Genomic DNA, 14,516 nt, shown 5'->3' with positions numbered 1-14,516 from the left:
AAATGGTTGCCCCTCACCTAGTTGTTATTAGCCTTTCACGGAGCCTGCTGTCAGCCCGCGCACGAAGTATTTTCCCGCCAGCACGTACACCACCAGGGTGGGCAGCGCGGCAATCATCGCTGCCGCCATATCCACGTTGTACTCGCGCACGCCGGTGGAGGTATTCACCAGGTTGTTTAGCGCCACGGTAACGGGCTGGGTGTTATGAGCTGAAAACGCCACGCCAAACAGGAAGTCATTCCAGATTTGGGTGAACTGCCAAATTACCGAAACAACGATAATGGGAGCGGAAACCGGCAGTAGAATGCGCCAGAAGATGCGGAAGAAACCCGCGCCATCCAACTTCGCCGCCGATACCAACTCATTAGGGATACCCACGTAGAAGTTGCGGAAAAACAGCGTGGTAAAAGCGATGCCAAAGACCACGTGAACCAGGATCAACCCGGCGCGGGAGCTGGAGATCCCCAGCCAGCCGAGGGTTTGCGCCATAGGCAATAGCACCACCTGGAAGGGAATAAAACACCCAAACAGCATTAGCGCGAAGACTAACTCGGAGCCTTTGAAGCGCCATTTGGTTAGCGCGTAGCCGTTAAGGGCACCAATAGTGGTTGAGATCAGCACCGCTGGAATCACAATCGCAAAGGAGTTCCAGAAGTAGCCGCCAACGCCATCGCAGCGCATGCCGGTACAGGCTTCACCCCAGGCTTTTGTCCACGGTGCGAAAGTGGGATTTTGCGGAAACGAGAGCAGCGACCCGGCGCTGATTTCGCTCAGCGGCTTCACCGAGGTCATCAGCATGACCACCAGCGGTAGAATATAGAACAGCGCGGCGAGTATCAGCACGCCATAGAGCAGGCCACGGCCCAGCCGCGCAGCGGGCGTCTGACGACGAATCACATTAGCCATGCTTGCGGCTCCTTAGTTCGGAGTAGAGATAAGGAATCAAAATCGCCAACACGCCGCCCAACATCAGCATGGCGCTGGCAGAGCCCAAACCTATCTGCGCCCGGGTAAAGGCGTGGGCGTACATAAAGGTGGCAGGTAAATCGGTGGCATAGCCCGGCCCACCGCCAGTAAGCGCGACGACCAGGTCAAAGCTCTTAATCGCGATATGGGCCAAGATCATCACCGCGCTAAACACCACCGGGCGCAGGCACGGCATCACTACGCGCAGATAAATCCGCGGCAGGCTAGCGCCATCTAGTTGCGCTGCTTTGATAATGCTGTCATCAATACCCCGCAAGCCGGCTAAAAACAGCGCCATCACAAAGCCTGACGCCTGCCATACGGCGGCAATCACCAGGGTATAAATCGCCATATCAGGATCGACAATCCAGTCAAAGCGAAACGACTCAAAGCCCCAGCCTTGAACCATCGCTTGAATGCCCAGCTGCGGGTTGAGTAGCCACTTCCACACCACACCGGTCACGATAAACGACAGCGCCATGGGGTAGAGGTAAATCGTGCGCAGCGCGCCCTCTTGGCGAATTTTCTGATCAAGCAGTATCGCCAGCAACGCGCCGATCGCCAGGCAAATCACCACGAACAGCACGCCAAAAATCATCAGGTTGGTCGAGGCGACCCACCAGCGCTCATTAGCCATCAGGCGTGCATATTGACCAAAGCCGACAAAGTCGTAGCTGGGCAGCATGCGCGAGCTGGTTAGCGAGAGCACGAACGTCCACAGCATGAAGCCGTAAACAAAGAACAGCGAAATGGCCACCGACGGTGCCAGCACCAGGCGAGGCAGCCACGCCTGCAAACCACCGGATGGCGTCGACCGCTTAGCGCCAGCCCCTAAAGGCGTCGCAGAGGTATTTTTCATGGGGAGGGAATCTCTCATGGAGAAGTATCCTTGCCAAGCAACATAGTGTCCTTGCTAAGCAACATAGTGTCTTTGCTAAGCAAAATAGGCGCCGCCGTTGCAGCGGCGCCTGAAGAACGCTAACGCTAGAGAAGCCTAGAAAGAGGCCGCTTCGGCAGCGCTCACCATACGTTCTGCCGCTTCTTCAGCAGGCATATCGGCATCGTTGAAGTAGTTGGTGACCACGTCAAAAATGGCGCCCTGAATATCCGCACGTACGGCCATACCGTGGGCCATACTGGGCACTAGGCCACCCTCTTCAGCGGTGCGCTGGAAATCAGCCAACGACTGCTGGGCACAGCTATCGAATTCGCTCATGTCCAGATCAGGCCGCGCCGGGATTGAACCTTTGGCAAGGTTAAACGCTTCCTGAAAAGTAGGCTCAAGTACCAGGCGGGCTAACGCTTGCTGCGCTTCACGCTCCTCGTCGTCGCTGACCCGGAACATGGCCAGACTATCGATATTGAAGGTGAACGCATCTTGGGTGCCCGGCGCTGCCGCACACAGGTAATCTTCTCCGGCGGTCAGTCCGGCCGCGGTGAATTCGCCTTTGGCCCAATCGCCCATCAGCTGAAACCCAGCAACCCCCTGAATCACCATGGCGGTAGCGACATTCCAGTCACGCCCGGGCATACCTTCATCCATCAGCTCGCGGGTGCGTTTAAAGTCTTCAAGGGCATCGATCATTTGTTCGCCGCCCAGGGCCTCTGGGTCTAGTTCTACCAATGCCTGCTGATAAAACTCGCTCCCCTGGCCACCTAACAGCACGCTTTCGAAGACCGTCGCGTCCTGCCAGGCCTGACCGCCATGAGCCAGCGGTACGAAGCCCGCTTCGCGGATCGCCTCACCTGCCTCGAATAGCTCATCCAGCGTGGTGGGCATCTCTACCCCTGCCGCGTCCAGCACTTCCGGGTTGGCCCACAGCCAGTTAACCCGGTGCACGTTGACGGGTACCGCCACGTATTGACCATCGTGGCGCATGATATTGGCCACGACTTCTGGCAGCAGTTCATCCCAACCTTCCGCATCGGCAACGCCGTTTAGGTCACCGAGCAAGCCAAGCTCACCCCACTCCTGAATTTCGGGGCCTTTGATTTGGGCTGCAGAGGGTGGGTTGCCCGACATGGCACGAGATTTAAGCACCGTCATGGCGGTTTCACCTCCGCCACCGGCCACGGCAAAGTCCTGCCAGCCGTAGCCTTCAGCCTCCATTAACTCTTTAAGCACGTTGGCAGCGCGAGCTTCACCACCGGACGTCCACCAGTGCAGTACTTCGACTTCATTTGCTTGAGCGGTGGTGGCGAGCGTGGCACCTGCCAGAGCAAGCGCGAGGGTTATCTTCTTAAACGTCGACATGGAGTTACTCCTTATATTGTTATTGTCCTCTCGGACGTGCGACATCCAAGAGGTTACGCCACGGCGTGCGTGAACGGGAGTTACCGAGTACTGCATAGTGTTGGGGTTTTATTACAAACCTGTAATAGTTTCTTGGCGGGGTAGCGTGAGAGTCACTATCAGCCCACCATCAGTATGGTTGGCGAGCGTAATATCGCCACCGTGGGCACGGGCAATATGCCGAGCAATACCCAACCCCAGGCCGCTACCGCCGGTGTGTCGGCTGCGTGAGGGCTCCAGGCGAACGAAGGGCGAAAACACCCGCCCCAACTGCTCTTCAGGTATACCTGGGCCGTGGTCACGAACACGCATGGTAACCGCATTACCGTGATCAACGAGTTCCACATCCGCTTGCTTGCCATAGAACACTGCATTCTCAAGCAGGTTCGCCAAACAGCGTTTAAGCGCCAGCGGTTTGGCAATCAGCGGTGCAACAGGGTGAGTGCTTTTAATCTCGATAGTGACCTTACCGCCTTGAAGGCTAAGCTCTTCGGCCAGCTCTTCGATCAGGTGCGTTAGATCAACGGGCGCGGGCTCTTCGTGCAGATCCAAGCCTTTCACCGAGGCCAAGGCGCCTTTAACCAAGCTATCCAACTCATCCAGTGAGGCGCAAAAGCGCTCACGCTGATAGTCGTCTTCGAGCATCTCGGCGCGTAGGCGCATCCGGGTTAACGGCGTTTTTAAATCATGGGAAATCGCCGAAAACAGCCGTTCTCGCTCCTCAATCTGCTCGCGGATACGCCGCTGCATACGATTGAACGCCGCGGCGGTGGCGGCCACTTCTTTGGGGCCGCTCTCCCGTAGTGGCGGCATATCCAAGTCATCGCCCAACTGATTAGCTGCCCGCGAGAGCCGCGCCAATGGCCGGGTCACGCTGGTAATGCCCAATAGCGAAAGCGCCAGCACGCTCAGCAGCACCAGCAGCCCTACCAGCAAACGCTCTTCAGAAAGCCAGCGATAGCCGCTGAAAATATCCGGTACGCCCAGCAGCGTGGCGACATACAGCCAGGTGCCTGGCGCAAGCTCCAGTTGAACCACTAGAATCGGCGGCGAGAGCGGCTCCATCAGCAAGCTGTGCTGCCCCCAGCGCGGCGGCAGGTCGTAAAGCAGTACTTCATTATTGAGCACACGCAGGTTTTCCGGGCGGGAGAACTCGACAATCACATCGTCGATATTGAGCTGCTGGGTGAGCACCGAGCGCACATTGTTCACCACCACCTGTTTTTCAGGCCCCGAGCCGATATCGTCGATAGTCAGCCTGCGTTCGTTGACGCTAACAAAAAAGCGCGTGCCACCCATATTACGCAGCTGATCGAGCACAATATGGCGATAGTCAACGGGCAGTGAGCGGAAAAACTTCATGGTGGAGGCGATGCTAAACGCCATGTTGGTGGACAGCTCATCCAGCTGTGCCAAGTGGCTGGAGCGCACCTGGGAAGTCCAGATGGCGTAGCTGGCCCCTTGGGCGACCAGCACTCCGGCGATCATGATGATCACAAAGCGCCCGCGAAGAGACGCTGGCAGCCAGCGGGATAAGCGTCGCCGGATATGCGCCCACCCCGCCCGGCTCACGTTAATGCATCGACCTGGGCGGTTAACACATACCCTGCCCCGCGCACCGTTCGAATCAGCTGCGAGTGCTGGGCATCTTCACCCAGCCGTTGGCGCAAGCGGCAAACGTGGACATCAATGGAGCGGTCAAGCGGCGGCGCGTCCCGCCCCCGGGTAAGCGCGTAGAGATCATCCCGAGTGAGTACCTTCGCCGGGTGCTCCAAAAACACCTGCAATAGCTGAAAATCAGCCCCTGAAAGCGCGGCGCGCTCGCCCTGCAGGTCAATCAACTCGCGGGTCATGCGGTCGAGTTGCCAATTACCAAAACTGACCCAGCGCGCCTGCCCCGCAGGCAACTCTGGTGGAGCACTGCGGGTGCGTCGCAGTACCGCTTTGACGCGCGCCAGCAATTCGCGGGGATTAAACGGCTTGCCCAAGTAGTCATCAGCACCCAGCTCCAGACCCAGAATGCGGTCGGTCTCATCGGCGCTGGCGGTAAGCATTATGATCGGCACATCGCTGTGCTTTCGAACATCGCGGCAGATGGTAAAGCCGTCATCTCCGGGAAGCATTAAATCGACAATCAGCAAGTCAGGTGCGTGTTCAGCGCGCAGCGAATGCAGCGCTTGGGCACCGTCCGCCGTAAATACCCGGTAACCGTGGCGCCCCAGGTAGTCAGCGAGCAGTTCACAAATTTCCGGGTCATCGTCGACCACAATCAAAGTAGCAGGGGTTGTCGTCATCTCAGCGGGTTCAGCCCTACGCTATTGTCGTTATTGGGCCTTGATGATGGTCGAGGGGCTGGACAGTAGCAATAGTGCTACGACCAAGGTTGCATTAGCGTTAATCATTGACGAAAGCCATGCGCTCCTTGCGCTTAAATTCCAAACCGCTTTCTCAACCACTTGGCAACGGCGGCCTCACCATGGTGACCGATACGCTCAGCGCTGGTGACACGATCAAATAGCGCCGGGTGAGCATTGGCCATTACCTGGGCTTCCCCTGCTAAATCGAGCATTTCGGTATCGTTAAGATTATCGCCAAACGCTAGGCAATCTGCAGGCGTTAAGCCCAACCGTTCCAGCAGTGATGACAGCGCCACGCCTTTGTTGACCCCACCGGCCATGATTTCCAGAGAATCAATCGTGGAATAGGTAATATGCAGCCCGTCGCCGTGGGCCTCTTGCGCCTGGGCTTCTAGCTGTTTTAGCGCCTTTGGATCGCCTAGATAGAGCACTTTGCCTACACCATTAGCGTCCATTTGCGCGGGGGGCACGACTTCATAGCCAAAACCGGTAGAAGCGTGAAGTGATAATAAATGTGGAGCCTCTGAATCAATATGCCAGCCGCTTTCGCGATAAAGGTTAAGCCGTACTTGAGGCGGACGCGGAAGACCGATCAGCGTCTTTGCATGTTCAGGCGCAAGGTGATTAGCCGCCAGCAGAGTATCTACGGGGTCGTGAACATAGGCGCCGTTGGTGCTGATCAAGTGCGCAGGAATGTCTAACTGATCACGAAACACCTTCATATCGTGGTAGTGGCGACCCGAGGCGAGCGCGACATGATGGCCTTGCTTTACCAATGCTCTTAGCACCTCGACGGTGCTTTCGTGCAGGGTGTGGTCGCTTCCTAATAGGGTTCCATCCAGGTCAGAAACAATCAGGCGAGGTTTCATAGCGCGCTCCGTGAGTATGAATATTCAGCTTAACCGATTCCCTTGAGCGCATGTAAGCCTTTGACTCGCCGTTACCAACGCCAACATCAGGGCCAACATCGCGTAGCGACAATTGGCGCAGCCTGCGGGAATCCGTATAGTGGCAGCCTAACTCTCGCCAACTGATTGAGCTCATGCTTCAGAACAACGCCATGCTTGCCCAGCTCAAGCAACAGATTCGTCAAACCACCCCCCGCGCTGAAGGGGTGATCAAAGCCACCGACAAAGGTTTCGGTTTTCTCGAAACCGACGACGGTGAATCCTATTTCGTGCCGCCGCCCGCCATGAAGCAGGTGATTCACGGTGATCGCGTGGAAGGCGTGATTCACGAGAACGGTGACAAAAAGTCCATTGAGCCGGAAAAGCTGATTGAAGCGGGTCTTGATCGGTTTGTTTCCCGCGTGCAGAAACGTGAGGGCCGCCTATCTGTCGTCCCCGACCATCCGTCGATTAAAAATATTATCAAGGCGCGGATAAAGAACAGCCTTGATGAGGACACCATTGCTGACGGCGACTGGGTCGTCGCTCGCTTGGTACGCCATCCGCTAAAAGCCGACGACCGCGCTTTCTTTGCCCAGATTGATGAATTGGTTGCGAAAAGCGATGACCCGGCAGTGCCGTGGCGCGTTACGCTGGCTCGCCATGCGCTGGAGCAAGAGTGCCCCGATGCAGGCACCGACTGGCCGTTAATTGATGAAGGCCTGACTCGCGAAGACTTAACGTCCACGCCCTTCTTCACCATTGATGGTGAGAAGACCCGCGATATGGATGATGCGCTGCATGTCGCTGCTCGTGCGGAAGGCGGCTGGCGGTTGAGCGTGGCGATTGCCGACCCCACCGCTTATGTGGAAGAGGGCCATGCGGCTGACTTGGAAGCCCGCACTCGCGCTTTTACCGTTTACCTGCCTGGCCAAAACGTCACTATGCTGCCAGAGCAGCTAGCGGATGATCTCTGCTCGTTGTGGGAAGGCAAGGAGCGCCCCGCGCTGGCCTGTACGCTGGATATTAATGCTGACGGCAGCCTGGGCGATTACCGCTTTTTTGCGGCGAACGTTAAATCTCACGCCAAGCTCGTTTACGACAACGTCTCCGACTGGATCGAAGGTCAAGGCGACTGGGCACCTGCGGATGAGATCGCCGAGCAGCTTACTGCGCTGCGTGATTTGACCGAGGCGCGCACCGCTTGGCGCAATGAACACGCGCTGGTGTTTAAAGACCGCCCGGACTACGTGTTTGATCTCGACGCCGCCGGTAATGTACTGGCGGTGCGCACCGAAGAGCGCCGCATTGCCAACCGCATGATCGAAGAGTCGATGATTGTGGCCAACGCCTGCTGCGCGGATTTCCTGGCCCAGCATATCGGCCACGGTATCTTCAACGTGCACCGCGCCTTTGAGCCGGAAAAAGCCGAAGCCGCCCAGGAGTTTCTGGCCGGGCAAGAGATCATCGTCGAGCGTGAAGCGCTCACCGAGCTTGCCCGTTACACTGAGCTGAAGCGTGCGCTGGAAAGCCGCGACGACGCCTGGCTGGATGCGCGTCTGCGCCGTTTCCAGGGCTTTACCATGATGTCCGCTCAGCCCGGCCCGCACTTTGGTTTAGGCTTGGCTGCCTACGCCACCTGGACGTCGCCGATTCGTAAGTATGGCGATATGGTCAACCACCGCCTGATCAAGCGCGTGCTTAAAGGCGAACAGGCACCCGCCGAGGCGACCCAGCAGCTCACCGAGCAGCTGACGGAGCGTCGCCGCCTGAACCGTATGGCCGAACGCGATGTGAAGGATTGGCTCTACGTGCGTTACCTGACGCCCTCCGCGCAGAACCAGGACACCTTTGAGGCCGAAATCATGGCCATCAACCGTGGCGGTATGCGCGTTCGTCTGCTGGAGAATGGCGCGACGGCGTTTGTGCCAGCGCCCTTAATGCACAGTGACCGCAGTAAAGTGGTGATTGACGATAAAGAGGGGCGTATTCAAATTGAGGGTGAAGAGCGTTATAAGCTTGGCGATCCTATTCGGGTAGCACTGACCGAAGCCCGTGAAGAGACTCGCTCACTGGTGGCTAAACCTGCTGAGTAAAGCGAACGTGTTTAATCGCAAAAACCGACAACGGCGCCTAATAGCGCCGTTGTTGTTTCTTTAGTTCAGGCCTTCATTTAATCAGCCCTATCGTTCACATCAATGTAAATGCATAGCTGCTGACTTAAAACTCTGCATGTCTTGGAGCCGAGGGTAAAGCCGTTGTAGGCTTATAATCTGTTGCCTTTTGCACAACAGCTTCATCTATTTGAAAGGCAGCTACCAACTCGCGAAGTCGCCCAGCCTGATCTTCCAAGGAAAATGCTGCATTAGTCGATTGCTGGACCAAGGTGCTGTTTTGCTGAGTGGTAGAATCCATTTCAGTAATAGCAGTATTGATCTGCTCAATACCACTACTTTGCTCCCGAGTGGCAGAGGAGACCTCGACCATCAACATAGCTAGCCGCTGGATCACCGCTTCCGTCTCACCTATGGTCGCAGCGCCTCGCTCCGCTTGGTCAGAACATAGCTTTATTTTGCTACGCGTATCGTCGAGCATGCTGCGTATTTCACCTGCTGAAGCGGCACTGCGGCTTGCTAACGCACGAACTTCCGTCGCGACCACTGCAAACCCACGGCCTTTATCACCAGCACGCGCCGCTTCAACGGAGGCGTTTAAAGCCAGGATATTGGTTTGAAATGCAATTGTATCGATTGCCTCAACGATCTTATCCATGCTTAGCGATGCGGCTGTCACTTCGCGCATTAATTCCACACTTCGGGAAACTTCTTCACCACTACTTTGCATCTGCTGCGAAGCATTATGGGCCAGCGTATCAGCCTCTTTGGTTGAATCACTATTCTGGCGAACCGTTGCCGTCATCTCCTCCATACTTGAAGCCGTTTCCTGCAAGGCAGCTGCTTGCTGCTCAGTACGAGCAGCGAGTTCCTGCCCGCCTTTGGCAATCTCATTGGCACCGTGCAAAACATTTTCGCTTGAGTCACGTAGTGAGGCGACCAGCGTCGTAAGCTCTTTGCTCATGTGAGCCATAGAACTCAATAGCTGTGCTGTTTCATCACGTCCGGTGAATACAACATCGTGGCGTAAATCGCCTTCCGCTACACGCTGGGTGACCTCTACGGCTCTTCGCAACGGCAGTACGATACTTCGCGTAATGGCAATAGCCAGTGCCACTGCCATCAACAGCGCCACTCCCGCGAAGATGCACAGTTGCCAAAGTGCTAACCGGTACTCAGCGTTTATCGTTTCATTAGCGATTTGAACGCCCGAACCCGCCGCCGAACTGATCTCATCAGCTAATTCCTCCAGCCGATAGATACTATCTTTATGTTCACCAAACGCCTGGTTGGCTTGGGAGGTATCGGAAATACTGCCTCCCTCGATTCGACGAAACACCTGCATGAAGCCCTCTTCATACCCCTGAAGAGCGCCTTGTGCCTGCTGATAGAGAGAATCTAAACTATCTTGGCTCGCGATTTCTTCTCCCTCCTGAAGGGCAGTCCGAATTGCCTCAATGGCCGCCACCCAACGTTGCTGATAGTCCGCTACCCGTTCGGGACTGTCGATATTGATAAACATATCCTTTTCATAACGCCGAGCAAGCAACGCCAACCGCTGAATCTCAGCAGCATTACTGGCTAGAGCAACATCCGTGTCCAAGGTTTTTTGAGCCGTATCTTTAGTAACGGTGATACCTACCACCCCCGCCACTAAGGTGCCCAAAAGAAAAAGCGAAACTAAGCCAAAGGCTAACGCTAAGCGAGTGCCAATCTTGAACCGGGAAAGCATAGCCACATCCTAATAAGTAAGAGGACTAAGATTGTAGGCAACAAGAATGAAAACTGTAACTCACCCTTTGCAAACTATTGTCAACTTTTATACAGAGTTAAAGAGTATCTACCCTACCCGCGCGTGAGCGAATATCGGCCAGTTCTATGACACTATCTGCCGATGCTGAAGAAAGAACCGCAGCATTTCCCGGGTAGCGTCAGGGCCTTGAGGGTCGGTATAGCTGCCCTTTTTACTACCTCCTGACCAAGCATGGCCCGCGCCGTGGATGCACCACTGCTCCATGTGTGGTTCGCCCTTCTCATTGTGATGCGTGGTACGTGTATAGGCATGGCCATTGGCCACCTTCCCCTGCTCTACCGTCGCCCCTGCTTGACGCGATGTGCTGTACTGGGCGGCTACTCGATCCGCATTGCTGGGGTGCACGGTGGTGTCACGATCACCATGAAAGATAATCGCTGGCACATTCGAGCCCCATCCGGCTCCTTTTGCTTGATTACCGCCACCGAGCGGCCCTGTGCCGCCCTGCATTGCCCCCAAGGCATCGGGAAGACTCTGGGCCACGCCATGGGGCAGCCCAGAGTGCACGCCTACCGCAGCAAAAAGATCGGGATAGGTCATCGCCAGAGTGGTCGCCATGGCGGCGCCTGCCGAGAGCCCTGCCACATAGACACGAGAGGCATCGAGCCCGTAGGTGGCGATAATCTGACGCGTCATGCCCGCCAAAATTGCCGGCTCACCGCCCTCACGCTGCTGGTCTTCGGCCTTGAACCAGTTCCAGCACTTGGAGTTGTTGGCGGTCATCGGCTGGGCCGGATAGAGCACGCAACACAGCTGCTCTTCGGCCAGCCGGTTCATATCGGTTCCAGCAGCGAAATCATCGGGATTCTGCGTGCAACCATGCAGCATAACCACTAGCGGCAGCGCTTGCCCGTGATAGCCGCTGGGGATATACAGCTTGTAATCGCGTGTGCCGACGCGGTTGCTGAAACTACCGGCCGTGAAGGCGCCTGCGTTCGTTTGACGAGCGTGGCCTGAGGCAGAAGTTGGGGCCTCTGACGTTGGTTTGGTTACCGTGTCGTCTTTATCAACAACTTGCCAGGTTCCATCGATGGTATCGCCACCTCGGTAAGCGTTTTCTGACGTTTCCTCTCGCCTGGCTTCGGGCTCGCCGCCCTGAAGGAGAGCCATGGCCTCATGCAGTTTCCCCGCACGGGTGAGTCGCGTTGCTTCTTCCATTCGCTTCGACATAGTGGCGTCGATCATGATCAATGTCCCTATTGAGTGATTCAGTGGATTCGATCCGCCAGGGCGGCCTTGACCGCTTTGCTAGCGTGCAGTGCGCCCAGTACGACCACCGACTCGATGGTGGCAAGAGCTAACTCCGGCGTAACGTCGTCGGCAATACTGGCCATACCCAGAACCTGAATCTGCAATTTCTCCCCTGCCGACTGCAGGGCTTCTAGATCCGCACGACTATAGTGCTCAAGCCCGAGTACAAACGACTTGCGGGTGACGGTCTCTTTAACGACCTCGGCATGGGTCACCAACTGGTTGCGAATGGCGGTGCGAATCAGATCGGTTCGGTTGGAGTAAAACCCCTCCTGAACCAGCAGGTCTATCTGCCCCAGGTCAACGACCCCCAGATTGATGGTGATCTTCTCGCTGGAGTCGCCGCTTTTGCGGCGCAGTTCGTGCACGCTCATAGGTGATGTCTCTTTTGCTCATCATAAAACGCTTATTGATACCTACTAACTGGCAATCACATACCGGTCGCGCATCAATTAACTCTAAATGGAATCCATATAACATCCATATGGCATCCATATGGATGGTTAGAATAGACAATGCCGAGAAATAGTCCAGCTCGAAACCTCAAATACACTTGAATAACAGAAAATAAAAAGCGGGCTCCGTTGTCGCTGAACTGACTTATTTCTCCTTTATGGTGAAACGATGACACTCTTTGGGGTTGGAGGTTAGATTGCACATTGCCGATGTGACGATGTTTCATGCCCCCGCCAGCGGCGGTGTGCGTACCTACTTACAGGCTAAACACCGCGTTTTTTCACACCTCCCACAGCTACGAACCAGCCTGCTGGTTCCGGGAGCAGAGCGCGATAGTTTGGGCGACCACCACACTTTACCGGCGTTACACCTGCCCTTAGGTCAAGGCTATCGCTTTCCGTTACGAGGCTCGCCATGGCGTGATGCCCTGGTCGATCTAAAACCAGACCTTATTGAGGCAGGCGACCCCTATGTAACCGCTTGGGCGGCACTCGAGGCAGGTCAACGGCTCGGTGTGCCAGTGGTCGGTTTCTATCACTCCGACCTCCCACGTCTGATGGGAGACCGCTTTGGGCGCTTCGTTGAGAAACGCTTAACCCGATATGTCACGACGCTTTATAGCCAGTTTGATAGCGTGCTGGCGCCCTGTAACGCCATGGCTAACCGGCTTAGGGATTGGGGCGTCGATAACGTCCGCGTTCAGCCGTTGGGCGTCGATTTAACCCAATTTAACCCCCAGCAGCGTGACGATACTTTCTGCAAAACCATGGGCATACCCAGCGAGAAAAGGCTGCTGATCTTTGTGGGGCGCTACTCCCGCGAGAAAAATATTGATGTACTGCTGGCGACGATGCGCAAGCTAGGCAGCGATTACCATCTGTTGCTAATGGGCCCCGGCATGCCACATCACGTACCCAGCAACGTTACCATTGTGGATCGCTGTTGCGGCGCCCATGAGGTAGCCAAAGCACTGGCCAGTAGCGATGCCCTACTGCACGCAGGCACCCGCGAAACCTTCGGCTTGATTGCTCAAGAAGCCATGGCCAGTGGCATTCCGGTAGTCGCTGCGCGCGCTGGGGCGCTGGCAGAAAACGTGCCGCTGGGAGCGGGTATTTTATGCAAACCGCTTGACCCCATTGCCATGGCAGAGGCGTGCGTGGCACTGTTCAGTAATGATGTCGCCGCCAGTGGGCGCTATGCGCGCCGCCATGTAGAGCGCCACTTCAACTGGGATGGTGTCATGTATTCCCTGCTGGAGCACTATCAGCAGCTTTGCCACGGCAGCCAACCGTATGCACTCCACCAACACCACTAGTCGCCGTCAGCTACTGAAGTGGCGACCCATCCATGGTGTGATGATTGCCTTAGCGCTGATTGCACCACTAGTGCTCACCGCTTGGCTAGGTGGCGTTGAAGCACTGCAGCGCGTCAAACACTTCCCACTTGGGCTGCTGTTATTGATGCTGGTGATGGCCTTTCTGTGCTGGAACCTGAATGCAGCAAGGCTACGTTTGATGCTGGGTGGCCGTGCGGGCAGGCTCGGCCAGCGCGGCGCGCTGGGTATCGAACTGGCGTCCAAGTTTGCCCTGTGCGCCACCCCAGGCGGCAGCGGTGGCCCAGCGACCCTGTTGTTGTTGCTTGCACGGCGCGGTTTCCCGCCTGCCAAGGGCGCGGCAGTGTTCCTGATTGATCAAGGCTGCGACTTACTGTTCTTCCTGGCCATGCTAAGCGGTCTGGTGCTCTTTTCAATGCTAAGCGACACCCAATGGCCACATCAGTCGCTTGTGCAGTGGGCACTGGTAGGATTAGCGTTCATGGCAGCGCTGGTGATTATCGTAATGCGTTATCTACCCAGCCTCTTGCGCTCACCCGGTGTGAACACGCCATGGCCAAGCCGATATCAGCGACGCTGGCTCGTACGGCGCCTCTTGCGCTGTCGGCATGCGTTAAAGGTCACCCTTAAGCTCCCGCTCAGTATACTGATCGCCATGCTAGCGCTGACGACGGCACACTGGCTGATGCGTTATAGCTTGCTCTATTTAGCAGTGCTGGGGGTAGGCGGTCATGCAGATTGGATGTGGACGTTTTTAACGCAAATGCTGGCGATGGCAGCCAGCCAATTTAGTTTTCTGCCCGGCGGCGCGGGTGCCGCTGAGGTAGGCGTGGGTAGCCTGTTGCTGCCGCTAATGGAGCGCGAACAGGCCGCTGCAGCGGTTCTGGTGTGGCGGTTGGTCAGCTACCATTTATATTTGGCGGCAGGCGCACCGCTGTTTGTGCTGTATAGCTACCGAATGCTGCGCCGCTCACCGACGCCATAGCAACATTAGCCATAGAAACATTATCCAGAACAACATTAAATGTGCAGGAATGAATAAGGGC

12 protein-coding genes are annotated in these 14,516 nt (G+C 56.3%); 3 read left to right on the top strand and 9 right to left on the bottom strand.

All coding sequences use genetic code 11. The annotated features are described in order from the left end of the window. Positions 1–27: 27 nt before the first annotated feature. From KF947_RS18160 to KF947_RS18135, 6 genes are all read right to left on the bottom strand, one after another. Positions 28–906 carry a carbohydrate ABC transporter permease gene (locus KF947_RS18160; protein WP_009287309.1) on the bottom strand — a complete coding sequence of 293 codons (879 nt, stop codon included), beginning with the start codon at positions 904–906 and terminating at the stop codon, positions 28–30. Next, entirely contained in the window at positions 899–1,825 is a 927-nt protein-coding gene (locus tag KF947_RS18155; RefSeq protein WP_227406315.1) for a carbohydrate ABC transporter permease, read from the bottom strand. The genes KF947_RS18160 and KF947_RS18155 overlap by 8 nt, the downstream gene beginning before the upstream one ends. Positions 1,826–1,960: 135 nt before the next feature. After that, complete coding sequence (locus KF947_RS18150) at positions 1,961–3,220, bottom strand: ABC transporter substrate-binding protein (protein ID WP_227404717.1); 1,260 nt, start codon at positions 3,218–3,220, stop codon at positions 1,961–1,963. Between the two features lie 111 nt (positions 3,221–3,331). Beyond that, positions 3,332–4,831 carry an ATP-binding protein gene (locus tag KF947_RS18145; RefSeq protein ID WP_227404716.1) on the bottom strand — a complete coding sequence of 500 codons (1,500 nt, stop codon included), beginning with the start codon at positions 4,829–4,831 and terminating at the stop codon, positions 3,332–3,334. Continuing rightward, positions 4,828–5,553, bottom strand: coding sequence for a response regulator (locus KF947_RS18140; protein ID WP_009287305.1), 726 nt, complete (start codon positions 5,551–5,553; stop codon positions 4,828–4,830). Before KF947_RS18140 ends, KF947_RS18145 begins: the two co-directional genes overlap by 4 nt. Before the next feature lie 134 nt (positions 5,554–5,687). After that, entirely contained in the window at positions 5,688–6,485 is a 798-nt protein-coding gene (locus KF947_RS18135) for an HAD family hydrolase (RefSeq protein WP_227404715.1), read from the bottom strand. A gap of 173 nt (positions 6,486–6,658) precedes the next feature. Between KF947_RS18135 and KF947_RS18130 the strand changes: the two genes are divergently transcribed. Further along, entirely contained in the window at positions 6,659–8,599 is a 1,941-nt protein-coding gene (locus tag KF947_RS18130) for an exoribonuclease II (protein WP_227404714.1), read from the top strand. A gap of 124 nt (positions 8,600–8,723) precedes the next feature. Here the strand turns inward: KF947_RS18130 and KF947_RS18125 are convergent, their stop codons facing one another. The 3 genes from KF947_RS18125 to KF947_RS18115 form a co-directional block, all read right to left on the bottom strand. Next, the gene (locus tag KF947_RS18125) at positions 8,724–10,349 is read right to left on the bottom strand and encodes a methyl-accepting chemotaxis protein (protein WP_227404713.1); all 1,626 of its coding nucleotides are present in this window, start codon (positions 10,347–10,349) and stop codon (positions 8,724–8,726) included. 144 nt (positions 10,350–10,493) lie between these two features. Then, positions 10,494–11,615, bottom strand: a complete 1,122-nt coding sequence (locus KF947_RS18120) for an alpha/beta hydrolase family esterase (RefSeq protein WP_227404712.1) — start codon at positions 11,613–11,615, stop codon at positions 10,494–10,496. Between the two features lie 23 nt (positions 11,616–11,638). After that, on the bottom strand, positions 11,639–12,055 hold the full coding sequence (locus tag KF947_RS18115; protein WP_133731112.1) for a CopG family transcriptional regulator: 417 nt from the start codon (positions 12,053–12,055) through the stop codon (positions 11,639–11,641). Positions 12,056–12,333: 278 nt separating this feature from the next. On the opposite strand from KF947_RS18115, the gene KF947_RS18110 reads away from it, so the two are divergent. After that, the gene (locus KF947_RS18110; protein WP_223287805.1) at positions 12,334–13,452 is read left to right on the top strand and encodes a glycosyltransferase family 4 protein; all 1,119 of its coding nucleotides are present in this window, start codon (positions 12,334–12,336) and stop codon (positions 13,450–13,452) included. Beyond that, positions 13,430–14,455 carry a lysylphosphatidylglycerol synthase transmembrane domain-containing protein gene (locus KF947_RS18105; RefSeq protein ID WP_223287806.1) on the top strand — a complete coding sequence of 342 codons (1,026 nt, stop codon included), beginning with the start codon at positions 13,430–13,432 and terminating at the stop codon, positions 14,453–14,455. Before KF947_RS18110 ends, KF947_RS18105 begins: the two co-directional genes overlap by 23 nt. The last annotated feature ends 61 nt before the right edge of the window (positions 14,456–14,516 follow it).

The sequence above is a fragment of the Halomonas sp. FeN2 genome, assembly GCF_020595105.1.
Classification (GTDB): domain Bacteria; phylum Pseudomonadota; class Gammaproteobacteria; order Pseudomonadales; family Halomonadaceae; genus Vreelandella; species Vreelandella neptunia.
This window is presented reverse-complemented; position numbering and strand designations above follow the sequence as displayed.

Excerpts from the sequence above, each read along its gene's own strand:
- KF947_RS18160 (WP_009287309.1), bottom strand. The coding sequence starts at position 906 with ATGGCTAATGTGATTCGTCGTCAGACGCCCGCTGCGCGGCTGGGCCGT.
- KF947_RS18155 (WP_227406315.1), bottom strand. The coding sequence starts at position 1,825 with ATGAAAAATACCTCTGCGACGCCTTTAGGGGCTGGCGCTAAGCGGTCG.
- KF947_RS18150 (WP_227404717.1), bottom strand. The coding sequence starts at position 3,220 with ATGTCGACGTTTAAGAAGATAACCCTCGCGCTTGCTCTGGCAGGTGCC.
- KF947_RS18140 (WP_009287305.1), bottom strand. The coding sequence starts at position 5,553 with ATGACGACAACCCCTGCTACTTTGATTGTGGTCGACGATGACCCGGAA.
- KF947_RS18135 (WP_227404715.1), bottom strand. The coding sequence starts at position 6,485 with ATGAAACCTCGCCTGATTGTTTCTGACCTGGATGGAACCCTATTAGGA.
- KF947_RS18130 (WP_227404714.1), top strand. The coding sequence starts at position 6,659 with ATGCTTCAGAACAACGCCATGCTTGCCCAGCTCAAGCAACAGATTCGT.
- KF947_RS18125 (WP_227404713.1), bottom strand. The coding sequence starts at position 10,349 with ATGCTTTCCCGGTTCAAGATTGGCACTCGCTTAGCGTTAGCCTTTGGC.
- KF947_RS18120 (WP_227404712.1), bottom strand. The coding sequence starts at position 11,615 with ATGATCGACGCCACTATGTCGAAGCGAATGGAAGAAGCAACGCGACTC.
- KF947_RS18115 (WP_133731112.1), bottom strand. The coding sequence starts at position 12,055 with ATGAGCGTGCACGAACTGCGCCGCAAAAGCGGCGACTCCAGCGAGAAG.
- KF947_RS18105 (WP_223287806.1), top strand. The coding sequence starts at position 13,430 with ATGCACTCCACCAACACCACTAGTCGCCGTCAGCTACTGAAGTGGCGA.